Annotated in this window: 18 protein-coding genes and 1 tRNA gene; 5 read left to right on the forward strand and 14 right to left on the reverse strand. The window is 63.5% G+C overall.

Going from position 1 to position 23,820, the window contains the following annotated elements; translation table 11 throughout:
- Positions 1–21: 21 nt before the first annotated feature.
- The 3 genes from yidC to rpmH are packed head-to-tail and all read right to left on the reverse strand — an operon-like array spanning position 22 to position 2,443.
- Positions 22–1,866, reverse strand: a complete 1,845-nt coding sequence (yidC, locus tag ABIA96_RS24155; protein WP_354139539.1) for a membrane protein insertase YidC — start codon at positions 1,864–1,866, stop codon at positions 22–24.
- 16 nt (positions 1,867–1,882) lie between these two features.
- Entirely contained in the window at positions 1,883–2,281 is a 399-nt protein-coding gene (gene rnpA, locus ABIA96_RS24160; RefSeq protein ID WP_354139540.1) for a ribonuclease P protein component, read from the reverse strand.
- Positions 2,282–2,308: 27 nt separating this feature from the next.
- On the reverse strand, positions 2,309–2,443 hold the full coding sequence (rpmH, locus tag ABIA96_RS24165) for a 50S ribosomal protein L34 (RefSeq protein ID WP_008542748.1): 135 nt from the start codon (positions 2,441–2,443) through the stop codon (positions 2,309–2,311).
- Between the two features lie 359 nt (positions 2,444–2,802).
- Here rpmH and ABIA96_RS24170 point away from each other — a divergent pair, with 359 nt between their 5' ends.
- The gene (locus ABIA96_RS24170; RefSeq protein WP_354139541.1) at positions 2,803–4,326 is read left to right on the forward strand and encodes a sensor histidine kinase; all 1,524 of its coding nucleotides are present in this window, start codon (positions 2,803–2,805) and stop codon (positions 4,324–4,326) included.
- A gap of 162 nt (positions 4,327–4,488) precedes the next feature.
- Positions 4,489–4,565: transfer RNA gene (locus ABIA96_RS24175), tRNA-Arg, on the forward strand.
- Positions 4,566–4,670: 105 nt separating this feature from the next.
- Here the strand turns inward: ABIA96_RS24175 and ABIA96_RS24180 are convergent.
- The 5 genes from ABIA96_RS24180 to ABIA96_RS24200 all read right to left on the reverse strand — a co-directional run bounded on the left by ABIA96_RS24180 (position 4,671) and on the right by ABIA96_RS24200 (position 15,288).
- Entirely contained in the window at positions 4,671–5,612 is a 942-nt protein-coding gene (locus tag ABIA96_RS24180; protein WP_354139542.1) for a diguanylate cyclase domain-containing protein, read from the reverse strand.
- Positions 5,613–5,816: 204 nt separating this feature from the next.
- A complete protein-coding gene (locus ABIA96_RS24185) occupies positions 5,817–7,595 on the reverse strand; it encodes a tetratricopeptide repeat protein (RefSeq protein WP_354139543.1) in 1,779 nt (592 codons plus the stop codon).
- 165 nt (positions 7,596–7,760) lie between these two features.
- The gene (locus tag ABIA96_RS24190; RefSeq protein WP_354139544.1) at positions 7,761–10,868 is read right to left on the reverse strand and encodes an efflux RND transporter permease subunit; all 3,108 of its coding nucleotides are present in this window, start codon (positions 10,866–10,868) and stop codon (positions 7,761–7,763) included.
- Positions 10,865–14,050 carry an efflux RND transporter permease subunit gene (locus ABIA96_RS24195; RefSeq protein ID WP_354139545.1) on the reverse strand — a complete coding sequence of 1,062 codons (3,186 nt, stop codon included), beginning with the start codon at positions 14,048–14,050 and terminating at the stop codon, positions 10,865–10,867. The genes ABIA96_RS24190 and ABIA96_RS24195 overlap by 4 nt, the downstream gene beginning before the upstream one ends.
- Positions 14,051–14,058: 8 nt before the next feature.
- Positions 14,059–15,288, reverse strand: a complete 1,230-nt coding sequence (locus ABIA96_RS24200; protein WP_354139577.1) for an efflux RND transporter periplasmic adaptor subunit — start codon at positions 15,286–15,288, stop codon at positions 14,059–14,061.
- Positions 15,289–15,944: 656 nt separating this feature from the next.
- Between ABIA96_RS24200 and ABIA96_RS24205 the strand changes: the two genes are divergently transcribed.
- On the forward strand, positions 15,945–17,183 hold the full coding sequence (locus tag ABIA96_RS24205; protein WP_354139546.1) for a hypothetical protein: 1,239 nt from the start codon (positions 15,945–15,947) through the stop codon (positions 17,181–17,183).
- A gap of 28 nt (positions 17,184–17,211) precedes the next feature.
- Positions 17,212–17,781, forward strand: a complete 570-nt coding sequence (locus ABIA96_RS24210) for a hypothetical protein (protein ID WP_354139547.1) — start codon at positions 17,212–17,214, stop codon at positions 17,779–17,781.
- Here ABIA96_RS24210 and ABIA96_RS24215 read toward each other — a convergent pair.
- Both ABIA96_RS24215 and ABIA96_RS24220 read right to left on the reverse strand, forming a co-directional pair.
- Positions 17,707–18,804 (reverse strand): glycoside hydrolase family 3 N-terminal domain-containing protein, encoded by a 1,098-nt coding sequence (locus ABIA96_RS24215; protein WP_354139548.1) that lies wholly within the window; start codon positions 18,802–18,804, stop codon positions 17,707–17,709. The two genes, ABIA96_RS24210 and ABIA96_RS24215, sit on opposite strands and share 75 nt — an antisense overlap.
- A 193-nt stretch (positions 18,805–18,997) precedes the next feature.
- Positions 18,998–20,308, reverse strand: coding sequence for an MFS transporter (locus ABIA96_RS24220; protein WP_354139549.1), 1,311 nt, complete (start codon positions 20,306–20,308; stop codon positions 18,998–19,000).
- Between the two features lie 101 nt (positions 20,309–20,409).
- Here ABIA96_RS24220 and ABIA96_RS24225 point away from each other — a divergent pair, with 101 nt between their 5' ends.
- Positions 20,410–21,006 (forward strand): TetR/AcrR family transcriptional regulator, encoded by a 597-nt coding sequence (locus ABIA96_RS24225; RefSeq protein ID WP_354139550.1) that lies wholly within the window; start codon positions 20,410–20,412, stop codon positions 21,004–21,006.
- A 27-nt stretch (positions 21,007–21,033) separates the two neighbouring features.
- Here the strand turns inward: ABIA96_RS24225 and ABIA96_RS24230 are convergent, their stop codons facing one another.
- From ABIA96_RS24230 to ABIA96_RS24245, 4 genes are all read right to left on the reverse strand, one after another.
- Positions 21,034–21,384 (reverse strand): type II toxin-antitoxin system RelE/ParE family toxin, encoded by a 351-nt coding sequence (locus ABIA96_RS24230; RefSeq protein WP_354139551.1) that lies wholly within the window; start codon positions 21,382–21,384, stop codon positions 21,034–21,036.
- Positions 21,385–21,389: 5 nt separating this feature from the next.
- Positions 21,390–21,677 (reverse strand): type II toxin-antitoxin system ParD family antitoxin, encoded by a 288-nt coding sequence (locus ABIA96_RS24235; RefSeq protein WP_354139552.1) that lies wholly within the window; start codon positions 21,675–21,677, stop codon positions 21,390–21,392.
- A gap of 81 nt (positions 21,678–21,758) precedes the next feature.
- Positions 21,759–22,781, reverse strand: coding sequence for an LLM class flavin-dependent oxidoreductase (locus ABIA96_RS24240; protein WP_354139553.1), 1,023 nt, complete (start codon positions 22,779–22,781; stop codon positions 21,759–21,761).
- A gap of 5 nt (positions 22,782–22,786) precedes the next feature.
- Entirely contained in the window at positions 22,787–23,740 is a 954-nt protein-coding gene (locus ABIA96_RS24245; protein ID WP_354139554.1) for a LysR family transcriptional regulator, read from the reverse strand.
- Between the last annotated feature and the right edge of the window lie 80 nt (positions 23,741–23,820).

Genomic DNA, 23,820 nt, shown 5'->3' on the forward strand with positions numbered 1-23,820 from the left:
CTTCGCTCCTCGCAATGACGATTACGTCGCCTTCTTCGCGAACGTCGCCTTGAGATTGTCGAACAGCTCCACCTTCACGCCGTTGCGGCGCATGATGAAGCTCTGCTGAAGCACCGAGAGCGTGTTGTTCCAGGCCCAGTAGATCACGAGGCCCGCCGGGAAGCCCGCCAGCATGAAGGTGAAGATCAGCGGCATCCAGTTGAAGATCAGCTGTTGCGTCGGATCCGGCGGCGTCGGGTTCAGCTTCATCTGGAACCACATCGTGATGCCCATGATGATCGGCCAGATGCCGAGCGCGAGATAATGGCCGAACATGGGAAGCTGCGTCGGGTCATAATGCAGCAGCCCGAACAGGGTGAACAGATTGGTCGGATCGGGCGACGAGAGGTCCTTGATCCAGCCGAAGAACGGCGCGTGCCGCATCTCGATGGTGACGAACAGTACCTTGTAGAGCGAGAAGAACACGGGGATCTGGATCACCACGGGAAGACAGCCGGCGACCGGATTGATCTTCTCCTTCTTGTAGATCTCCATCATCTCCTGCTGCTGCTTCACCTTGTCATCGGGATAGCGCTCCTTGAGCGCCTGAAGCTGCGGCTGGACCGACTTCATCTTCGCCATCGAGGCATAGGACTTGTTCGCCAGGGGGAAGAACAACAGCTTCACGATCACGGTCACGAGCAGGATCGAGATGCCGAAATTGCCGAAGAAGCGGTAGAAGAAGTCGAGGCCGAGGAACATCGGCTTGGTGATGAAGTAGAACCAGCCCCAGTCGATCAAGAGATCGAAATGGTTGAGGCCGAGCTCCTTGTTGTAGCCGCCGAGGCCGGCAAACGGGAACACGCCGACGACACCGGCTTCCTTGGCACCGGCGAACAGCCGCGCATTTGCGGTCGCGGTGCCGCCGATCGCGACGGTGACGGGATCGAGCAGATAGTCGGTCTGGTAGGTGTGGACGTTGCCGTTGAGGTTCGACGAGAACCGGGCCTGAAGCTGCGCACTGGTGTCGGGCAGCAGCGCCGAGGCCCAGTACTTGTCGGTCATGCCGAGCCAGCCATTGGTGGCCTTGAAGCTCACCGACTTGGCTTCGTCGATCTTCTTGTAGGCGTACTCCTGCAAGCCATCGAGGTAGCCGATCAGGCCTTCATGCAGGATGTAATAGCCTGAGACCTTCGGCGTGCCGTGGCGCGAGATCAGCGCGAACGGATAGAGCGTGACCGGCGCGCTGCCGACATTGCTGACCTCGTCCTTGACCGTGAAGAGATAGTGGTCGTCGACAGAGATGGTGCGCCGAAAGGTGAGGCCCTCGCCATTGTCATATTTCAGCACGACCGGCGTCGTCGGTGTGAGGCTGCCGCTGCCGTCCTGCTGCCAGACGGTCTGCGCGTCCGGCATCTTCGACGTCACGCCCGTCGCCGCCACCCAGCCGAATTCGGCGTAATAGGGCTCCGCGGTGCCCGAGGGCGAATAAAGAATGATCGGCGGCGATTTCGGATCGACCGTCTCGCGGAATTGCAGCAGCGCGAGATCGTCGATGCGGCCGCCCTTCAGCGAGATGCTGCCGGCGAGTCGCGGGGTATCGATCTTCACGCGCGGCGAGGCTGCGATCGCGCTGTCGCGGGCGACGATCGGCTGGGCCTGCTGGTTGGCGTCCGGCGCTGTGGTGGGCGCAGGCGTGCCGGCCTGCGGCGTGGCACCCGGCGTCGCGGAGGCCGCCGGCTGCGGCGTGGTTTTCTGGAGCTCGGCCTGCGTCTGCTGGTGGGCGCGCTGCTTCTCCATCGCCGGCACATTGTAGAAGTACTGCCAGGCGATCAGCACCAGGCCGGACAGAATGACGGCGAGGATGGTATTGCGATTGTCGGTCATCACTATGGTCTCGTCATCAATCCGGTTTGCGGCTGGTCGCGGCGGTGGCGCCGGGCCTTTGGCCGCGTCCCTTGGGCGATCCCTTGGGGATATGCCGCGCGGGCCTCGTGAACGCTATGCGCAGATCGTCGAGCATGGTCGTGAAGTCGCGCGAGAGCGCGTCCCTTCGGCCGACCAGCACATAATCATGATGGGGCTGCATCGATACCGGATCGAGCCGCTTCACCAATTCGCGAAGCCGGCGCCGGATGCGATTGCGCTGGGGGGCGTTGCCGTTCTTTTTGGTAACGGTGAAGCCGATCCGGATCGGGCCGCTGTCGTCGCGACTGCGGCTTTGCAGGACGAATGCGGGACTATTCACCCGCGCGCCATTGGCAACGGCGAGGAAATCCGCTCGCTGCCTCAGCCGATCCATGATGAAATCCCAGAAAGGGGGTCCGGCTCAGGCGCTCAGACGCTTGCGACCGCGCGCGCGGCGGGCGGCGAGGACCTTGCGGCCGCCGGCAGTGGCGAGACGAGCACGGAAACCGTGACGGCGCTTGCGCACCAGTTTGCTGGGTTGATAAGTCCGCTTCACGGGTTTTTCTCCGCTGACCGGGCAATTTGCCTGTAGAATTGATGATAAAGTCCGGAAGATGCGGCCCAAAATGGGCCATTTCCGGCCCCAGAAGAGCCGCTCCCGGTGTCGCACCGGGTCATCGCGGACAATTTGGCCGGCTTATAAGCGAGCGTCTTGTTTTCGTCAACGCCGCAGGACCGCACAGTTCCGGTGAATATCACTGTTTCCTTGGGGTTTAACCCTTGAGGTGGCGATGAGCCGTATCAGCGCTTACATCCCACCTTGGCAGATGAGCGATCTGTAATTTGACCGGCCCCGGGGCCGGTCGCATCTTCCATCAGCCGAACTCTGTCAGAAGGCCAGCAGGGGCGAATTTCGTGGTAGCGACAGACCTCCAGCAGCCGACACAAGATCTGGATCGCGTTACGGATCCGGATCGGTCAGCGGACCAGCCGGTGACGCGGTCGCGCGGGCCGGGTGGGCTTGGCCTGTCCGGCAAGCTGTTGCTGCTGACCGTTCCCCTGGTGATGATCGCCGCCGTCCTGCTCTATGTGCCCGCGATCGCCAACTTCTGGGTCAACCGGCTCAACGACCGCGTCGCGGCGGCCAATACGGCGGCGCTGGTGCTCGATGCGGCGCCGCTCGGCATGGTGCCGGATTCGCTGTCGCGTCAGATCCTGAAAAGCATCAATGCCCGCGCGGTCGCGATCAAGATGGGCCAGCAGCGCCGCCTGCTCGCCAGCGACAATCTGCCTGCCACGATCGAGCACGACATCGATCTTCGCGACATGACGGTGTGGGAGGCGATCACCGGCTCGTTCCAGATGATGCTGGAGACCGGCAACCAGCCGATCCGCATCGTCGGCCCCGGCGTCGGCAACGCCCAATTCATCGAGATCGTCACCGACGATCTGCCGCTGCGGCAGTCGATGTACCGCTTCTCCCGCAACGTCGTGGTGGTCGCGCTGATCATCGGCGTTTTGACCGCGGGCCTGGTCTATCTCGCGCTTCATTATCTGTTCGTGCGACCGATGCGGCGACTGACCGCGAGTCTGGTCGGCTTCCACGAGAACCCCGAAAGCTCGGCGCGGATCATCGTGCCGAGCCAGCGCAGCGACGAGATCGGCGTCGCCGAGCGCGAATTGTCGGACATGCAACGCGACCTGATGTCGATGCTGCATCAGAAGAGCCGGCTCGCCGCACTCGGCCTCGCCGTCTCCAAGATCAACCACGATTTGCGCAATCTGCTGGCCTCGGCGCAATTGCTGTCGGACCAGCTTGCCAGCGTGCCCGATCCGCGGGTGCAGCGTTTCGCGCCGAAACTGGTGCGCTCGCTCGAGCGCGCCATCGCCTTCTGCCAGTCGACGCTGTCCTACGGCCGCGCCCAGGAGGCCGCGCCCGACCGCCGCATGATGCTGATCGAGCCGGTCGTGTTGGAGGTGCGCGAGACCGCCGGTCTCGCCAATGACGTCTCGATCGTCTGGGTCGCCGCGATCGAGCGCGGGCTCGCGGTCGATGCCGATCCCGACCAGCTGTTCCGCGTGCTGCTCAACCTCGTGCGCAACGCCGCCCAGGCGCTGGAGAGCCATGCCTCCGGCGACGGCGGCCCGCAGCAGATCCGGATTACGGGAAAGCGCGAAGGCGCGGTCGCGATCCTGGAGGTCTCCGATACCGGCCCGGGCGTGCCCCAGAGGACCCGGGAGCATCTGTTCGAGGCGTTCCAGACCTCCGGCCGCCCCGGTGGCAGCGGGCTCGGCCTCGCCATCGCCGCCGAACTCGTCCGCGCCCATGGCGGCGACATCCATCTGGTCGAGGGCACCATCGGCGCCACCTTCCGGATCGTCATCCCCGACCGCCCCGTGGAACTCCTCTCCATCCGCAACGAGCGGGCGCGGGCCTGATCCGCCGGCGGCCGGCCAGAAAACCGTCATCTCCCTGCAAAATCTCACCATCCCGGACCTTGCCAATCCGGCCAAGAGCGGTTAGTCAGAGCGCTCTTTCGCACCCCTCCGGCGCTGTCCGGAGGCTGCATGCGGGCGTCGCCCGCACTGTTTGCGAAAAACGCGCCCGTAGCTCAGCTGGATAGAGCATCAGACTACGAATCTGAGGGTCGGACGTTCGAATCGTTCCGGGCGCGCCATTTCGGTATCATTCAGGACAAAACTGCGATCGGCGCGTCGGACGGAACACCGACGAGCGAGCCGCGTGTACTACGACGCTCCTTCAGCGGTCTGCGCAAACTGCTCTAAGCCGCCAGGCTATGCTTTGCGTCCCCGATCAGATGGACTCGGTTGCGGCCGGCGGCCTTCGCGTCATAGAGCGCGATATCGGCCTCCGCGAACAATTCGACGATCTGCCGGCGGTGCGGGCGGCCAACCAAAGCGGCTCCGATCGAGGCGCCAACTTGGAGGCGAACACCGTTCCAGAACAGCGGACGGCTCAACATCATGACGGTCTGTTGCAGCACGCGCGCGATCCGCGCAGGATCTTTCGGAGCGCGCAGGATGATCGCGAATTCGTCGCCACCGAGCCGGCCGACCAGACCGGCATTGTGGAAGGCCCGCCGCAGACGCTGCGCGACCTCGCAGAGGCATGCGTCTCCGGCCAGATGGCCGAATGTATCGTTGAGCTTCTTGAAGCCGTCGAGGTCGAGAAGAACGAGCGCCGACGCAAAACCATGATTCAGGCTGTCGTTGACAACCTCGCGATAACGGGCCTGAAAAACGGAACGATTGGCGAGCCCGGTGAGCGGATCGGTTTCGGCCTGCTGCCTCAGGCTCTCCAGCGCTTGGCGGTCGGAGGTGACGTCCTGTTTGGAGCCGAAGATCCGCACCGGCCTTCCGTCCTCTCGCACCGCGTTGATCGAGAGGCGCATCCAGCGCTTTTCACCGCGCCAGGTCCTGATCTCGGTATCGAGCGTGACCGGGCAGCCGCTCCGAATCACCTCGGCACGCGCGAGCTCCATGTGGCATCTTGATTCGTCGATGTAGAGATCAACGATGCTCGCGCGCCGCAGCGGATTGCTCGCGGGATAGCCGAAGATGTCGTAGACGCCCTGGGTCCAGCTCAGGCGCTCCGTCCCGAGTTCACATTCCCAAGCACCGATGCGCGCGGCATTCAGAGCCTGATCATAGAGTCGTGCGCGAACCTCGTCCGGCAAAGTCGAGGCAGCATGGTCTTCTGTCATCGACGATCCGGCAGCATGTCGCGATTTTGCCCAAGTCCTTAAAGGCTAGGGCTGCTGCGTTAACGAATCCTATATGTCCGCCTGCATCCGGGGTGCGGCGATTGAGCCGACAGTGGCTGCACTTGCCGCTGGATTGGAGTCCGTTCATGCCGAGGAAGATAATACCTTTGCCAGCGCTAGTCGTCGCTCGCCGGCGTGTCGACCTCAACGCGAGCCTGATCCAGACCCGGCTGCCCGTGCCCGCAACTCGTCCTGTACGCGATCAAGCACGCTCTCATAGTCACGCGTCGCGGTCTGTCGGAACAGCCGCACGCTCGGATACCAGGGGCTGTCCGTGCGATCGAGCAGCCAGCGGTAGTCGGGCGTCCATGGCAGCAGGATCCAGGTTGGACGGCCGAGGGCGCCGGCGAGATGGGCAACGCTGGTGTCGACGGCGATCACGAGATCAAGGCAGCTGATCAAGGCGGCGGTCTCGGCGAAGTCGGTGAGATCAGCGGTCAAATCGACAATGTCGTTTCTCTCCCGCAGCACCGCCGCATCATGCGGCCGCGGGGCCTTCTGCAGGCTGATAAAGGTGGCATCGACGTCGAGGATCCGGGACAGCGTTCGCAGCGGAATGGAGCGGGTCTCGTCATTCACGTGGGCGGGATCGCCGGACCAGACCAGCCCGACCCGGAGCCTGGTTCGAGGACCAAGACGATTGTCCCAGGCCTGAATGCGGCTGTCGGGAGGGGAGGGCAGATACGGTCCCGACGGGATCGTCTCGAGACGGGTTCCGAAGGCGAACGGAAGGCTCGATATCGGGCAGTGCAAATCGAAAGCAGGCAGCGTGCTGACAGCCGACATCGGAACGCAGTGAGATGCACCGCGGAGAGCTGACATGAGGCGATGCAGCGGGTCCTGAACGGCAAGAGCAACGCGCGCACCGCGCGCCGCCAGCATGGGGACGTAGCGGACGAAGTGAATGGTGTCGCCCAGTCCCTCGTCCGCGGCGACAAGGATCGTCTTTCCCTCAATGCCGTCTCCGCCAAGCCACATCGGTCGCGAAAGCCAGGGGTATTTTGCCGAAGGCAGTTTCAGTCGCGTCTGGTGTCCGAGCCAGCCGGCTTCGAAATTGCCTGTCAGGAGATGGGCCAGAGACATATTCCACTCTGTCACGGCGTTATTCAGCCCGAGGGACTTCATGCGATCGGACAGCGCGAAGACTTCGTCGAAGCGATGAAGGTGGAAAAGCGCGACCAGTTTGTTGTCGAAAGCATCCACAAAGCGCGGTTTGAGCGCGATGGCTTTTTCGAACCACGCCAGCGCCTCTTCATTCCTGCCGAGCCGCCGCAACGAAAGACCCAGATTGTTGCAGATCTCGGCATTGTCGGGATCCAGTTGGTGCGCATGCCTGCCTTCGGTCGCGGACTCCTCGAACCGCTTCAGGCAGTAGAGAACCCATGCGCGAGTCCGCTGCGTCGGGGCATGGTTCGGGAACAGGCTGTCACTGAGATCAAGACAGGCAAGTGCCTCCTCGTTCCGCCCGAGCTTATGGAGGAGAACCCCGCTCTTATACAGGGCGTCGTGATGCTGTGGATTGAGCTTGAGCGCGCGTTGAAAGCCCAGGAGGGCTTGATCAAGCCGCGCAAGCTGAATGCAGATATCGCCGTGCTGTCGCCACAGCTCGGCGTCGTTTGGCCGAAGCTGTATCGCCTTGTCGAGAACATTGAGTGCCTCGTCGCAGCGTCCATGCTGCTGCAGGACCGTTGCGAAGCTCGCCAGATATTCGGGCTTCGGTGCGCGTTGGATCGCGCGGACGATCCACGCCAGGGCATCGTTGTATTGCTTGGCCTGGAGCAACAGCAGCCCCATGAGGTGCTGGGCGTCGGTGTGCTCAGCATCGATCGCGAGGGCCTGCCGACAGCTAACGCCAGCGTCGAAATGCCGTCCCTCCCTGAAATGCGCAAGGCCCGCTTCACAGAAAGCGGCTGGTGTGCTCATCGCTGCTCGAGTCCCGTTTGCGAATGCCACCTCGGTGGCGGCAGCGGCCTCTGTTCAAGTTGCAGATGAACGGACCCAACCCCGCCTCTTTGGCGTCGCGGTCGACCCCACTTCAACAGCGGGAGCTTGCGTGGAGGTTGCGGCCTCTCCGGAATGACCGGGTGCCTAGCCGTTGAGATCGGGAAGAGGCGCGCCCCTGGCTGCAATTGCCTGATGCGCTTGCGCAGCGGCCACCTTCTTCCGCCGTCGCAGCCGATCGAGGATCAGGTACATCGCGGGCGTCGAGTAGAGCGTGAAGAGCTGGGCGACGACCAGGCCGCCCATGATGGTGATGCCGAGCGGCTGGCGGATCTCGAAGCCCGGGCCGGTTCCGAAGGCGATCGGGACCGCGCTGAGGAATGCGGCGAGCATCGTCATGGTGATGGGCCGCACCCGCAGCCGTGCCGCGAGCAGGATGGCGTCGCGAGCATTGAGGCCGCGATGCCGCTCGGCATCGAGCGCATAGTCGACCATCATGATGGCATTCTTCATCACCATGCCGACCAGCAGGATGCATGCGATGGTGGTCACCAGTGTGAACTGCGTGCCCGTCGCCCACAGCGCGACCAGCGCGCCGAAGGCGGTCGGCGGCAGGGTCGACAGAATCGTCAGCGGATGGACGTAGCTCTCGTAGAGCATCCCGAGCGCGAGGTAGATCGCGACCAGGGCGGCCGCGAACAGCGCTGCCTGCTTGACGATCGATTTGTCCGCCTCCTTGGCCTCGCCGCGGAACTCCGCCTTGATGTCATCAGGCAGCTTCGCCGCGACCTCTTCCTTGCGGATCGACGCGATGGCATCGCCGATCGAGGTGCCGGGCTTGATGTCGAACGAAATCGTGGCGGCCGGAAACTGGGCGCTGTGACGGACCCACATCGCCGCGTGCGCGCGCTGCGGCCGGGTCAATGCCGTCAGCGGCACCGCCTTGCCGCTCGCGCTTGGCACGTAGATCTGGCTCATCGAGCCGGGGTCGCTCGCCGCCTGCGGCTCGACCTCGAAGATCACGCGCGCATAATTGTTCGGAAGGAACAGCAGATTGATCTGGCGCTGGCCGAAGGCGTCGTTGAGCGTATTGTCGACCGCGACCGGCGTGACGCCGAGCATCGCGGCGCGCAGGCGGTCGATGGTCAGGCCGGCCTGCAGGCCACCGGTCTCCCAGCTCGCGATCACGTCGATGATCTGCGGAATGCCGCGAACGCGGCGGATCATGTTCTCCGCGGCGCGCAGCACCTGCTCCTCGTCGATGCCCCATAGCGTATATTGATAACGCGAGCCGCCGGACTGAACGCCGAGATTGAGATCCTGCAGCGGCACGAAGAAGACCCGGACGCCGTCGATGCGGCTCATCCGCTCGCGCAATCGTGTGATGACCTGTTGGATCGACAGCTTGCGGATGTCAGGCGGCTTGAGCGCGACCAGCATCTGCCCGACGCTGAGTGCGTTGCCGTTGCCTTCGCCGATGTAGGACGTGAGGCCTGAGATCGCGGGATCTTGCAGGATCGCCTCGCCGACGGCGCGCTGCCGGTCCTCCATGGACAGGAACGAGATGTTCGACGGAGCCACGGTCCGCACGAACATCACACCGGTGTCCTGGGTCGGCATGAAACCCTTCGGCAGTTGCAGATAGAGCCAGACGCTGGTCCCCGTCAGCGCGGCGATCGTCAGGACGGTGAGAAAACGATGGCGCAGCGTCCAGTCGAGGCTGCGGGCATAAAACGTGCGGCGGCCGGGGTCAGCATCGGGGTTATGCAGCCGCCGCCGGCCGCGATCGAGCAGATGTCCGCACATCATCGGTGTCAGCGTCAGCGAGATCACCGCCGAGGATACGATGGCGACCACCAGCGTCACGCCGAACTCGCGGAAATAGCGCCCGACAACGTCGGGCATGAACAGGATCGGGATCAGCGCCGCGATCAGGGCGACGGTGATGGCGACGACCGTGAATGCCATCTGGCGCGCGCCGTTGATGGCGGCCTGCAGCGCCGGCTCGCCCTCCGACATGCGCCGGATGATGTTCTCGATCATGACGATGGCGTCGTCCACGACGAAGCCTGCGGCGATGGTCAGCGCCATCAGCGAGAGATTGTCCAGGCTGAACCCGCACAGGTTCATCACGAACAGGGTCGCGGCCAGCGAGACCGGAATGGTGATGCTCGGGATCAATGTCGCCCAGAAATGCCTGAGAAACAGCGCGATGACGAGCACGACGAGCACTGAAGCGATCACGAGCGTGAGCTTGACGTCGTTCACGGCGGCGCGGATCAGCGTGGTGCGGTCATAGACCGTATGCAGCTTGATGCCGGGCGGCAGCCAAAGCTGGATTTCCGGCAGCTCGGCCTTGATCGCGTCGACGGTCTCGACGATGTTGGCGTCCGACTGCTTGTAGACGAACAGAACGATACCGCGCTCGGTGCCGTACCAGCCGGCGAGACGGTTGTTGATGACGCTGTCGGTCACCGTCGCGACGTCGCCGAGGCGGACCGGGGCGCCGTTGCGCCAGGCCAGCACGATGTCGCGATATTCGGAGGCCTGGAGCAGCTGGTCGTTGGCTTCGATGGTGAGGCACTGGCCGTCGACCGAGATCGCGCCCTTCGGCAGGTTCTGCGATGCGTTGACGACGGCGACGCGCGCCGCTTCCAGCGACAGGTTCATCGCGGCGAGCCGCGCCGGAGACACCTGGATTCGCACCGCGCTTCGCTCGGCGCCACTGACGATGATCCGCGCGACGCCTGGCAGCTGCGACAGCTTTGGCGAAATCACGCCGTCGGCGAGGCCGTAGACCTCGCCGGGGGTGAACACGTCGCTGGTCAAGGCGAGCGCCACGACGGCGGGGCCGGCCGGGTTCGCCTTCCAATAGGTCGGCGGCCACGGTCCCTTCGGCAGATTAGGCCCCGCCGAATTGATCGCGGCCTGGACCGCGCCGGCGGCGGCATCAATATCCACGGAGAGCTCGAACTGCACCGTGATGCTGGTGCCGCCCATGGCGCTGAACGAAGTGATTTCCGTCACGCCCGGGATCAGCGCGAGCGTGGTTTCGAGTGGTTGCGACAGCGCATTCGCGACCGTTGCCGGGCTCGCGCCGGGGAACGGCGCGTAGATTCCGATCGTGGGCCGTTCCACCGCCGGTACCGAGGCGATCGGCAGACGGACATAGGCGATGCAACCGAGCAGGAATACGCCGATCATCAGCAGCGTGGTCGCCACCGGCCGCAGCACGAATTGTGCGGTGATGCTCACGGCGACGGTTGCTCTGCCTGGGGAAGGGCCGCAGGATCATCGGCGGGTGCGGATTGCCATCCGAACTGGGCGCGCAGCGAGGCGAACGCCAGATAGACGACCGGGGTCGTGTAGAGCGTGAGCACCTGGGAGACGATCAGTCCGCCGACGATCGCGATGCCGAGCGGCTGGCGCAGCTCGGAGCCGGTGCCCGAGCCGATCGCGAGCGGCAGCGCGCCGAACAGCGCCGCCATCGTCGTCATCATGATCGGGCGGAAGCGGAGGATGCAGGCTTGCCGGATGGCGTCGAATGAGGACGCGCCGTCCTCGCGTTCGGCGGCGAGCGCGAAATCCACCATCATGATGGCGTTCTTCTTGACGATGCCGATGAGCAGGATGATGCCGATCAGCGAGATCAGATTGAGATCCTGCCGGTACAACATCAGCGCCAGCAACGCGCCGATGCCCGCTGACGGCAAGGTCGACAGGATCGTGATCGGGTGGATGTAGCTCTCATAGAGCATCCCGAGGATCAGATAGACCGTCACGATCGCGGCGAGCAGCAGCCATTTCTCGTCCGCGAGCGAATTGGCAAATTCGGCGGCCGTGCCGATCAGCTTGGTCGTGACCGGATCCGGCAGACCGATCTCGCGCTCGGTCTGGCGCAACGCCTCCGTCGCCTGGCTCAGCGAAACGCCCTCGGCGAGGTTGAACGAAATGGTCGTGGCGGGAAACAGGCCCTGGTGCGAGATCAGGAGCGGCGCGTGCTGCCGCTCGATCCGCGCGAAGGCCGACAGCGGCACCGGCGCGGAGGCCTTGCTGAAAGCGCCGCTGAATCCGCCGGTCTGCTGATCGATGGTGCTGGCCTGCGCTGCTGCCGCGGTCAGATAGATCTTGCCCAGGATATCAGGATCGTTACGCAGAGCAGGATCGACCTCGATGATCACGTGATACTGGGTGAGCGGCCCGAACACGGTTGCGATCTGGCGCTGCCCGAACGCGTCGTACAGCGTCTGGTCGATCGTGTTCAGGCTGATGCCGTAGCCCGCCGCGAGCTGGCGGTCGATGGTGACGGACATCTGCAGGCCTTCGTCCTGGCGGTCGTCGGCGACGTCGGCGAGCTCCGGGCGTTTGCGCAGCGCCTCGACCAGACGCCGGCTCCAGAGGCGAAGCTCGTCCTCGTCGAGATCCTGAAGCGCATACTGGTATTGCGTGCGCGCGACGCGCGACTCGATCTGGAGATCCTGCGCCGGTTGCAGATGCAGCGTGATGCCGTGAACGCCCTCGACCGCATGTTGCAGCCGCGCCATGACGGCTGCCGCAGACGATTTCCGCGCGTCGGGGCTGCCGATATCGATATAGAGCCTGCCGCTATTCAGCGTCGTGTTGACCGAGCCGATGCCGACGAAGCTGCCGACGGTGACGACGTCAGGGTCGCGTGCGACCACGGCGGCGAGCTGCCGCTGCCGCTCGGCCATCGCCGCAAAGGAGATATCCTGGGCCGCATCGGTGGTGCCGATCAGGAGGCCTGTGTCCTGCAGCGGCAGAAATCCCTTGGGGATCGCGACGTACAGCATCCCGGTTGCGATCAGGGTGAACACCGTGAAGACCAGCGTGAGGCTGCGGTGCCTCAGCACCCGGTCGAGGCCCCACAAATAGAAGCTCGCCGATGCGTCGAAGCCGCGCTCGCTGATGCGGTACAGCCAGCCGTGCTGCGCATTCGGGTCCTCTTGCCGCAAAAGTTGCGCGCACATCATCGGGGTCAGCGTCAGCGAGACGAGACCCGATATGACAACGGCAAAGGACAGCGTGATCGCGAACTCCCGGAACAGCCGGCCGACCACGCCGCCCATCAGCAGCAGCGGGATGAACACGGCGATCAGCGACACCGTCAGCGAGACGATCGTGAAGCCGATTTGTCTGGCACCCTTCAAGGCCGCCTCGAGCGGGTCCTCGCCTTCCTCGACATAGCGCGCGATGTTCTCGATCATCACGATGGCGTCGTCGACGACGAAACCCGAAGCAATCGTCAGTGCCATCAGCGAGAGATTGTCGAGGCTGAAGCCGCACAGCGCCATGGCGCCGAAGGTCGCGACGAGCGACACCGGCAGCGTGACGCTCGGGATCACCGTGGCCCACAGCTTGCGCAGGAAGATGAAGATCACGAGCACGACCAGCGCGACCGTCAGCACCAGCGTGAACTGCACGTCGTGGATCGCCGCCCGGATCGTGGTGGTGCGGTCGCTGACGACCGAGATCTTCAGCGCGGCGGGGAGCGAATCCTGGAGCTTCGGCAGAACGCTCTTGATGGCATTCACGACCTCGATCGTGTTCGCGCCGGGCTGGCGCTGAATGTCCAGCAGCACGGCGCGTTCGCCCTGGAACCAGGCCGCCTGCTCGGAATCCTCGACGCCGTCGATGGCGGTGCCGACATCGCGCAGCAGCACCGGCGCGCCGTTGCGATAGGCGATCACCGCATCCTGATAGGCCTCCGCGGTGAACAGCTGGTCGTTGGTGTCGACGTGAAACGCCTGCCGCGGCCCGTCGAGCGACCCTTTCGGGTTGTCTGCGGTGGTGGCGGCGATACCGCGGCGGACGTCGTCGAGCGACATGCCGAGCCCGGCAAGCCGGGTGGGGTTCATTTGCAGGCGCACCGCCCGGGTCTGCCCGCCCTCGATGCTGACGGCGCCGACGCCCGGGATCTGCGACAGCTTCGGCACCAGAATGGTCGCGGCATGATCATTCGCCTCGTGCAGCGGCATCGTCTTCGAAGTCAGCGCCAGGATCAGCACCGGCGTGTCGGCCGGATTGACCATGCGATAGGTCGGCGGGCTCGGCAGCTGCTCGACCGGGATCCAGCCGGCTGCCGCATTGATCCGCGCCTGCACGTCCTGCGCGGCCGCGTCGATCTTGCGCGAGAGGTCGAATTGCAGCGTGATCTGGCTGTAGCCATAGGAGCTGGTCGAGCTCATATCCGTCAGCCCCGAGATCGTGCCGAAATAATGCTCCAGCGGCGCGGTGATCGAGGTTGCGACGACGGTGGCCGAGGCGCCGGGATAGCGCGTCACCACCTGGATGGTGGGAAAGTCGACATTCGGCAGCGGCGCGATCGGGAGCTCACGGTAGCCGAGCATGCCCAGCAGCACGACCGCGACGATCATCAGCGTCGTCGCGATCGGCCGGAGGATGAAGGGCGCGGACATGGCGGACCTCAGTCAACGCGCAGCTCGGCAGGGCGCGGCTGCGTGGTGGGCTGCGCCTTGGCGGTCGGCGTCGCGCCCTCGATGGTGACGCGGGCGCCGTTCTCGAGCCGGTAATAGCCGTCGGTAACGACGCGCTCGCCTTTGGCGAGGCCGCGGTCGATCAGCGCGCGCCCGTCAAAGATCTGCCCGACCGTGACCGGCCGGAAGGCCGCCGTATCGTCCGCTTTCGCTACCCAGACGAAATCGCCGCGCGGTCCGTGCCGCACGGCGATCGCGGGCGCGGTGATCGCGTTCTTGCGCGTGTCCACCGTGATCCGCCCGTTGGCGAAATTGCCCGGCCAGAGTTTCAGCGCTTTGTTGGGAAAGGTCGCCTTCAGCTTGATCGTGCCGCTGGCCTGGTCGACCTGGTTGTCGACCAGCGTGATCATGCCCTTGTCCAGCTCGGTGGTATTGTCGGCGGTGAGCGCGACCACCGGCGCCTCGGTCTGGCCGAGGTTGAGACGGGTCTGGCCGACCGCGACCGCGGCAAGGGTAAAGATCACCGAGATCGGCTGCAATTGCGTGATGGTCACGATGGTCGTCGGCGACACGGCGCGGACGTAATTGCCCTGGTCGACCTGGCGGATGCCGAGCCGCCCGCTGATCGGCGCGCGGACGTTGGTGAAGCCGAGCTGCGTGCGCGCATATTCGATCTGGGCCTCGTCGTTCCTGACCTGCGCCTTGTACTGCTCGACCAGCGCATGCTGCTGGTCCACCACCTGCCGGGAGATCGCGGCCGCCTTCTGGATCAGCGCGTCGTAGCGCTCCATGTCGATCTGCGCGCCGTCCAGCAGCGCCTGATCCTTCTGCCTCACCGCGACCTGCTGATCGAGCTGGGCCTGGAACGGGCGCGGATCAATCACCGCGAGGATGTCGCCTTGTTTGACGTCCTGCCCTTCCTGGAAAAGGATCTGGACGATCTCGCCGTCGACCCGGCTCTGCAGATTGACGGTGTTGTAGGCCTGGATCGTGCCGATGCCGGTCAGGTAGATCGGGACGTCCTCCGCCTTCGCGGCGGCGACTTTTACGGCGACCGGCGGCCTCGGCGGAGGAGCGGCGTGCTCCGCCTCCGCCGCCTGCATGAAGGGAAGCGCGAACGGAAGCTTGAGGTCATTTAGATCATTCCGGAAATAATAGGCCGCCGTGCCCCCGGGCAGCACGACCAGCGCAATGATGAGGAGTTTTGCTGCGCGTCTCACGTTCAAACCCATCATCTGAGCCGCAGCCGGCTTGGTGTGCCGGGCGGATATCTCATAGCACGAAGCAACCTGACGTTGACGCCGGCGGAAGGTGATGTGCTACCATTGGTAACACTATCATGCGTAGCATATCGGAATCAACGGCGGTTCTGTTGATGAACGGCTGTCGATCTCGCCGAGGAGGCGCACCAATGCGGGCCGCTACCCTAGGTCGACAGCTCGATTGGCCCAATGTGTTGCGCATGGTAGCGGATCGGATAGGATACGATCCGCGTCACAATCTATTTTAAAAACAACGGCTTGACCTGAGTTCGGAGATCCGGCGGAGGCATCAATGACCTGCAGTCATTGGTCTAAAGTTCCGTAGCCTGCCAATTCCTGATCTGTGAACTTTTGGCGTTTCGACTACCCGCGGTTTCGTATCCACAAAAGCAGCCAGCAGGCGGTCCTGGCAAAACCCAAGTCCATTTATTCGACCGTCTCAGAATTCAATCGGAGAGAATAGTTCACTGCACGATGAAGCCCGTACGGGCCTCGAGAACGCGAACTGGAGTTGAGACGAGAGGAGCCGATGGGCGGGTATCTTAAGTGCGACACTCCGAAGTTGTAGCGCCAATTTTGAAATATTGAACACGATCTTTTGCGTTGGATCCTAGATGTTAGACGTTGCTTTGATCGCAGGAACGGGACTCGTAACTGGTCTTATTGGCGACACGGTCAAAAACGCGATCAGTAATGTCGGTGGCAGCCTGCTCACGTCATCGTTGAAGCGGTTCAGTCCAGCCATTGCGACGTTGACGATCGGCCCAAGAGTACAAATTCCGATCAATCACGATCTCATCCGTGCCGTCAGAAAAAGCTGGCTGCAATCGCTGCTGAAGATTGTCGTCAGTCTGAACATTGACGGAATTGATGACGGAGGGCGGCTGACCAGTCAGATTGACGTACTCGTCCGGCGTCTGGGGAAAGAGCTGATCCAAACAGAGAACAGGAAAAAAGCCGTCACGTGGGCAGGGCTATCCGCGTCAGAGGTTCAATTCCTTTACGAGTCTGCGATGCGGGAAGGTTCGAACCTAAGCGTCGCTTCGAGTGAATCGTTGCATTTCGAACCCGCCTCGTTGCTTGCCCTGAAGGAGCTGACCGACTTCCTGGGAGTCGACCATACTTCGTTGGTTCACGCGAGAATACGTGATGCAGTTCGATTTGGCGCGCACACCTCGTTGGGAAATCTGGCTCTGACGGATCTCCTCGGACAAGCAAATATTGATCCGGACGGCATACCGCTCAAGGAGCTGATGGACAACAATGGTTCCAAAGCACTTCGTCTTGTCGTCAATTCTTTGCACGAAAGGCCGAAGAGCCGATTGGCCCAACGGGCCGCGCAATGCTGGGTGGAGGCAAATCCAGGCGCCCCTGAAGCGTCGGTCTTGCTGCTCGCGCTAGCGGCGATACCGTCTGCGACGGCATATTGTTCCAGTACACTTCCGATCGTTTTTTGGAGGATCGCGGACCCGATCGAAAAACGGCGCTTGATGTGGGGGCTTCTTCAGAACAAGCGATTCGTGAAGGGAGCTTCTGTCTCGCTGGCTCGTGTCATCGCAGCTTCATTCGAGCAGGACGACCTCTCGATCTTCTCGATGAAGTTCATCGAAATCGCTCCGCCGTTGAGTGGTGGAGTGTCTCAACTGATCATATCGATCTGTGAGCGAACTTCGGACCACGTCGATATTCCGATCCTGCTTCACGAAGCGCTTGCCAGTCAGCCAGACAATGTTCGATTACAGGCCGTCGCCGCTACGTGGTTGTCGGGCGCGACGAGGCAGGAGTCGGCAATCCCACCCATCAGGAAGTCGATCTGTCGCCACCAAAATATCGGAATGGATCGAAAGAGGTGAAAGCCAATCCGATGCAGTGAAGACCGCCGTGGCTATTTTGAATCGCGTCCCGGCTTCGTCACGAGCGATCGCGTTCCGGCTTGGGCATCTCCAATCCTCGAACATTCCCTTTGTTTGTGTGGTTGCGAGAGGTCTTACCAATCCGCTGGCGATTTGCGCCTTGACGTTCGGAATGTTCGAGAGATGTGAGACTGATGCATCTTTGTTGGCGCGAATGGTTCACGTATTGAGAGGGCCCTACCTGATTCAATTGAGATCATTCCTTCTTCCGTCGTTCGTCGCGGCTGCCTGGATGCACGCCGAGCACAGAACGGCCATCATACGAGCGATCGAGAAGCATCGAGATTCGCCTTTGGCCTACCAGTTGCTTTCGACCATTTGCAATGAAGAGAAGCACCTGGACGAGCTTAAAGAATTGATATCGTCCATGTCGCACCCGTCTGCGCCGGAAAGTCGGAGCTTTGTTGTTCAGTCGTGCGCAACGCAGATTGATCAGGCGACACGGCCGGACGCTGCTCAGGCCCTAGACGACCTCGACGGTCTGAGCGTCGAACTGGGTGCCGGCGCTGCGATGGCGGGCGAGCAGCTCGGCGGGTAGCTCCGACACCGCGTTCTGCGCCGTGCCGTCCAGCATCGCGTGCACGCGCTTGGCGGATGCCGCCAGCACCGCCGGATCGAGCTTGCCTGCGTCCACGCCGTTGATGATCGACTGGGCGAGGAAGCGGGCGCGTTCGGTGTCGGTCAGATGCGAGCAGATCATCAGCATGTCGTTGCCGGCGGCCATGAAGCGCGCGCCCGAATCCGGCGCGTCCAGCCGGCCCGCCATCGCACGCATGCCGACGTCGTCGGACACGATCACGCCGCGGAAATTCATTGCCTCACGCAACAGCCCCTGCGTGATCGCGCGCGACAGCGTGACGGGATCGTTGGCGTCGAGCTTCCGATACAGGATGTGCGATGTCATGATCATCTCGATGCCGCCCTCGATCGCGGCGGCAAACGGCTTTAGCTCGCGCGCCTTGATCTGGTCGAGGTTGAGATCCAGCACCGGCAATTCGTGATGCGAATCCACCTGCGTATCGCCATGCCCCGGAAAATGCTTGCCGCAGGCCCGGACGCCGCGGCCTTCCATCGCCTTGGTGAACGGCAGCATCGACTTGATGACGTCGTCGGCCGTGCGGCCGAAGGCGCGGTCTCCGATCACGGGATTGGCGGGGTTGCTGTGGATGTCGAGCACCGGCGCAAAATTCAGATTGCAGCCGAGCGAGGCGAGCTCGACGCCCATGGCGTCGCCGACCTGCTCCGCGGTTCCAGCCCAGCGCGCGGCATAGGAAAAGCGCGTGATCGGCGCCGGCGTGCGGCACACGCGCCCGCCCTCGTGATCGATGGCGATGAACTGCTTGTCGCGCCGCGAGGCGTCGCGGATCGCGGCGATCAGATCCCGGTGGATCGACAGCCAGTCCCGATAGGGCAGATCGTGGCGGAAATTGCTCTTGTAGAGGATGACGCCGGCGGGCCGGAGATCGCGCAGCAGCGCGCGGTCACGGTCGTCGAGCACGCTGGTCGGCTTCAGGCCGATGAAGAAATGGTCACCGACCGTTGAAAGGAGGGAATCGCTCATCCGCCGGGGCCGCCACAGATTGTTTCGGTTGATTGAGATGGAGCTGGACGCAACGCGAACAGTCAGCCCCTGCGCGAGCTTTCGAGCCGCCCGCGTCGTCGTAATATTTCAAATTTCCTCAACGGAATCAATCTTCAAATCGGCACATCGCGCACCGACAAGGTGGTGGACCACCTTGCCGGCGCGTCCGTCCTTACGCCGCAGCCAGCGCCGGCTGCACTGGCCGCCGGCCGATCATCAACGACAGCACGGCCGCGACGATGCCGGTTGCGCCTGCGATCATGAAGGCCTGCAGATAATCGCCCTGCGTTGACCGCATGAAGCCGGCGAAGAACGCGGCGCAGGCGGCCCCCAATTGATGGCCGGCGACCACCCACCCGAAGATCAGCGGCGCGTTCTTGTCGCCGAACGCTTCATTGGCGATACGCACGGTCGGCGGCACGGTCGCGATCCAGTCGAGGCCGTAGAACACCGCGAACACCGACAGGCTGACGAACGAGAAGTCCGAGTAAGGCAGGTAGATCAGCGACAGCCCGCGCAGGCCGTAATAGAAGAACAAGAGCTTGCGCGGATCGAAGCGGTCGGTGAGCCAGCCCGACAGCGTGGTGCCGAACAGGTCGAAGAAGCCCATCAGCGCCAGCAGACTTGCCGCCTGCACCTCGAAGATGCCGTGGTCGCCGCAGAACGCGATCAGATGGGTGCCCACGAGGCCGTTGGTGGTGAAGCCGCAGATGAAGAAGGTCGCGAACAGGAACCAGAAGGTCGGCGCCTTGGCCGCGCGCACGAGGTTGCTGATCGCGGCGACGAACGGATTTCCTAGCGCCGGGCTTACGGGCTGATCCTCATGCGGGCTGCCATAGGAACGCAGGCCGATCGAAGCAGGCCGCTCCGGCACCAGAAAATACACCAGCGGAATCAGCGCCGCGCTGCATGCGGCCACCGTCAGCACCACCGGCTTCCAGCCGCCCCACTCGACCAGGGCCGCAAGGCCCGGCATGAAGATGAGCGTGCCCGTGGCGGTGCTCGCCGTCAAAAGTCCCATGACGAGGCCGCGATTGGTGGTGAACCAGCGATTGACGATGGTGGCGCCGAGCACGTTGGCGACCGCGCCCGAGCCGATGCCGGAGAGCAGCCCCCAGGTCAGGAACAATTGCCACGGCGTGGTCATGAAATAGCTCGCTGCCGTCGACGCCGACATCAGCGCCAGCGCGCCGAGCATGGTGCGGCGGATGCCGAAGCGCTGCATCACGGCGGCGGCGAACGGACCTGCGAGGCCATAGAGGAAGATACCGATCGCGGCCGAGGACGAGACCACGCTGACGTCCCAGCCGAACGTTTTCTGCAGTGGCAGCATCAGCACGCCCGGCGTCGCGCGTAGGCCCGCGGACGCCAGCAGGGCCAGGAAGATCACGGCGACGACCACGAAGGCGTATTTTTGGCCAAACGGCCGCCTGGAGACGGAGGTGGATTGAAAGGAGGCATATTGAACGGGTTCTTGGAGCATGTTACTTACCGGTACGTATTGCGACGCGGTACTAATACGTACCGGTCAGTAACATTGTCAAGCCCACAGCCAACCTCATGCCGAAGCTCGGACGCAGCCAGATGACGAAAAAAGCCCAAAAACCCGTAGAAGCGCCCCTCCGGGCCGCCGACCGGATTCGCGCATCGGCCAGCGAACTGTTCTACCGCGAGGGCATCCGGGCCGTCGGCGTCGACGAGGTGGTGGAACGGGCCGGCGTCACCAAGCCGAGCCTCTATCGCAGCTTTGCCTCCAAGGACGATCTCGCCGCCGCCTATTTGCGCGACTACGATCTGAGTTTCTGGGATAGCTTCGAGCGCCCCGGCGGCAAGACCTACGGCAACGCGCGCGATCATGTGCTCGCCTATATCGGCCAGCTCTCGCCGCGCGCCGTGGCCAAGGGCTATCGCGGCTGCGGCCTCAGCAACGCCGCGGTGGAATATCCCTCGCGGGATAATCCCGCGCGCCAGGTTGCCGAGGCGCACAAGAAAGTCTTTCGCAAGCGCCTGCGCGAACTCGCAGCTGGCATGGGCGCGCGCCAGCCGAACGTGCTAGGCGACGCGCTGCTGCTGCTGATCGAAGGCGTCTACGTCACCGGCCAGCAGTCGGAGGATGGCCCCGCGCAGTCGGCCCTTGCGGCGGCGAAGCTGCTGATCGATGCGAGTGTGAAGGCGGGGTGAGGGGACCATCGCGGCTTTGCCGGGAGATTATGCGCCGTTTTCGTCGGTGGGAATGTGGCGCCGAAAGTCCATCCTGTCGTGGAGGATGCGCACGATCTCAATCGTGCTCTCCGGCGCGACGCGGTACATGAGGAAGTGGCTTCCGCGCCGACCGCGTCGTGCAACGTGGAGCGTCCGAAGACCCGGCGCGATCTCGTCCCGGGTTTTGGAGCCTGCAACCTCGGGGCCATTGGCAAGTTCGCCAATCGCTTGAAGCAGCATGTCTCGATAGACACGCGATTGCCGCGTCCCGAAATTCTCAGTGGTCCATTTCAGAATATTCGCAAAATCGACTTCCGCGGCAGCGCCGAGACGGACGCGCCATTGTTGCCGGGCCATACGCTTTATTCGGCCGTTCCGGAGATGACCTTCTCCGAAAGATCAGTCAGGTAGGTTTGCAGCTCATCGATTGTCTTGAACTCCTTGAATTCGCCCCGCTCCAATGACCCGATGCCGAGGCGAGCCGCGGCGCGTAATGCCTTCAGCTTGCCAGCGTCTTCAGCCTCACGTTGCTCCACCAGTCGCAGTCCATCCCGCAGCACTTCGCTGGCGTTCTGGTAGCGGCCGGACTCGACGAGGGTTTCAATGAGCTCCTGCTGGCGTTTGGTCAGCACGACGTTTCTCGTTGGCATCGTCGTCCTCGCTGTTCGACTCCATGGCATAATATGCCATAAGGGTCCTGCCGCTTCAACCTCGCCAATGCACCGCCCGTCTCACCGCCACCCCAGCGCCGGCGCCACATGCTTCAGGATCGCCTCGATCGCATGCGCGCAGTAGTCCACGCCGAGCTGGTTCGGAATCGTCAACAGCAGCGTGTCGGCCTCGGCGATCGCTTCGTCCTGCCGCAACTGCTCGATCAGCGCGTCCGGCTCCGCCGCATAACTCCGCCCGAAGATCGCCCGCGTGCGCGGATCGATGAAGCCGATCTGGTCCTCGCCGCCGCGCTCGCCGCCGAAATAGGCGCGGTCGCGATCGTTCATCAGCGCAAAAATGCTGCGGCTGACGGAGACGCGGGACTCGCGGCTGTGGCCGGCCTCCTTCCATGCCGCGCGATAGGCGCGGATCTGGGCGGCCTGCTGCACGTGAAAGGCCTCGCCAGTCTCGTCGTTCTTCAGCGTCGAGCTCTGCAAATTCATGCCGAGTTGTGCGGCCCATACCGCCGTGGCATTCGAGCCGGCGCCCCACCAGATCCGTTCGCGCAGGCCTTCGGAATGCGGCTCGAGGCGCAGCAGCCCGGGCGGGTTCGGAAACATCGGCTGCGGATTGGGCTCTGCAAAACCCTGGCCGCGCAACATGTCCAGGAAGACTTCGGTGTGGCGGCGGCCCATATCGGCATCGCTCTGGCCGTCGGCCGGGCGATAGCCAAAATAGCGCCAGCCGTCGATCACCTGCTCGGGCGAGCCGCGGCTGATGCCGAGCTGCAGCCGTCCGCCGGCGATCAGATCGGCCGCGCCCGCGTCCTCGATCATGTAGAGCGGGTTCTCGTAGCGCATGTCGATCACGGCGGTGCCGATCTCGATCCTGCTTGTCCTGGCGCCGACGGCGGCGAGCAGCGGGAAGGGCGAGGCAAGCTGCCGCGCGAAATGGTGGACGCGGTAATACGCGCCGTCCAGGCCGAGCTGCTCGGCCGCAACGGCCAGCTCGATCGATTGCAGCAGTGTGTCCCCGGCCGAGCGCGTCTGCGATTGCGGCGAGGGCGTCCAGTGTCCGAAGGACAGGAATCCGAGTTTTTTCATAGGCGTCATTTAATGTTGGCGGGCGTGGCGTCAACTGCCTGCGCCGGCGGTGCGGGTATGCGAGGGGCTGGCGCAAAATACGCGGCGCGCTCGATCAGGAGATCCAGAAAGCTTCGCGCGCGCAGCGACATCCAATCCGTCTCCGGATAGACCGCATGTAACGGCAGCGCTGCGATGGTGTAGTCCGGAAGCACATGCTCGAGCTCGCCGCTGCGAAGACCCTCCGCGGCCTTCCAGTCGGGCAGGATCGCGATGCCGAGATGCTGCATCGTCGCCTCCTGCATCGCGTCGGCATCGTCGACGTGAATGGGGCCGTTGATGGACGCGACATGACGGCCATGCTCGGATTCGAAGGCCCATTGGTGCGCCGGTGAAATCCGCGAATAGACAATGCACTGGTGTGATTCGAGATCATCCGGCGTCCGCGGCATCGCCCGCCCGTGCAGATAGGTGGGTGTCGCGACCAGATAGCGCTGAACGGTGCCGAGCCGGCGGGCGACCAGCGTGCTCGCCTCCAGATTTCCAATCCGCAGTGCGATCTCGATGCCTTCTTCCACCAGATTGACGAACCGCTCGCTGAAGCGGAGGTCGACCCGCACGTCCGGATAATGCCGCACATATTCGGCGATGACGGGCATCATGTAGCGCCGTCCGAACGACGACGGCAGGCCGATACGCAGCGTGCCGGTCGGGCGGGGCGCCGTCTCCTCGACGCTCGATCGCGCCATGTCGAAACTGTCGAGGATTTGCCGCGCGAGATCGTAGATCCGGTGCGCCTCGGCCGTCGGCTTCAGCGTGCGCGTCGTGCGCGAAAACAGCTGCGTGCCGAACTCGCGCTCCAGCATCGCGATGCGCTTGCTGATGGCGGGCTGGCCAATGCCGAGCTCCTTGGCCGCAGCCGAGAAGCTGCCGCCCTCGAGGGCGCGAACGAAAGCGCGCAGGCAATCGATCCGGTCCATGGTTCATTCCGTTCAGGAATAAATTATATCCTATTTATTCCGTAGTGCGCAACACGGCACGTCGTTAGGCTCCCTCAAAA

Origin of the sequence: Bradyrhizobium sp. LB11.1 (assembly GCF_040549385.1) — a bacterium.
In the GTDB taxonomy this organism is placed as follows: domain Bacteria; phylum Pseudomonadota; class Alphaproteobacteria; order Rhizobiales; family Xanthobacteraceae; genus Bradyrhizobium.

Bases quoted from the DNA above. Each gene is read 5' to 3' on its own strand.
- yidC (WP_354139539.1), bottom strand. From the start codon at position 1,866: ATGACCGACAATCGCAATACCATCCTCGCCGTCATTCTGTCCGGCCTG.
- rnpA (WP_354139540.1), bottom strand. From the start codon at position 2,281: ATGGATCGGCTGAGGCAGCGAGCGGATTTCCTCGCCGTTGCCAATGGC.
- ABIA96_RS24180 (WP_354139542.1), bottom strand. From the start codon at position 5,612: ATGACAGAAGACCATGCTGCCTCGACTTTGCCGGACGAGGTTCGCGCA.
- ABIA96_RS24185 (WP_354139543.1), bottom strand. From the start codon at position 7,595: ATGAGCACACCAGCCGCTTTCTGTGAAGCGGGCCTTGCGCATTTCAGG.
- ABIA96_RS24195 (WP_354139545.1), bottom strand. From the start codon at position 14,050: ATGTCCGCGCCCTTCATCCTCCGGCCGATCGCGACGACGCTGATGATC.
- ABIA96_RS24205 (WP_354139546.1), top strand. From the start codon at position 15,945: ATGTTAGACGTTGCTTTGATCGCAGGAACGGGACTCGTAACTGGTCTT.
- ABIA96_RS24215 (WP_354139548.1), bottom strand. From the start codon at position 18,804: ATGAGCGATTCCCTCCTTTCAACGGTCGGTGACCATTTCTTCATCGGC.
- ABIA96_RS24220 (WP_354139549.1), bottom strand. From the start codon at position 20,308: ATGCTCCAAGAACCCGTTCAATATGCCTCCTTTCAATCCACCTCCGTC.
- ABIA96_RS24225 (WP_354139550.1), top strand. From the start codon at position 20,410: ATGACGAAAAAAGCCCAAAAACCCGTAGAAGCGCCCCTCCGGGCCGCC.
- ABIA96_RS24230 (WP_354139551.1), bottom strand. From the start codon at position 21,384: ATGGCCCGGCAACAATGGCGCGTCCGTCTCGGCGCTGCCGCGGAAGTC.
- ABIA96_RS24235 (WP_354139552.1), bottom strand. From the start codon at position 21,677: ATGCCAACGAGAAACGTCGTGCTGACCAAACGCCAGCAGGAGCTCATT.
- ABIA96_RS24240 (WP_354139553.1), bottom strand. From the start codon at position 22,781: ATGAAAAAACTCGGATTCCTGTCCTTCGGACACTGGACGCCCTCGCCG.
- ABIA96_RS24245 (WP_354139554.1), bottom strand. From the start codon at position 23,740: ATGGACCGGATCGATTGCCTGCGCGCTTTCGTTCGCGCCCTCGAGGGC.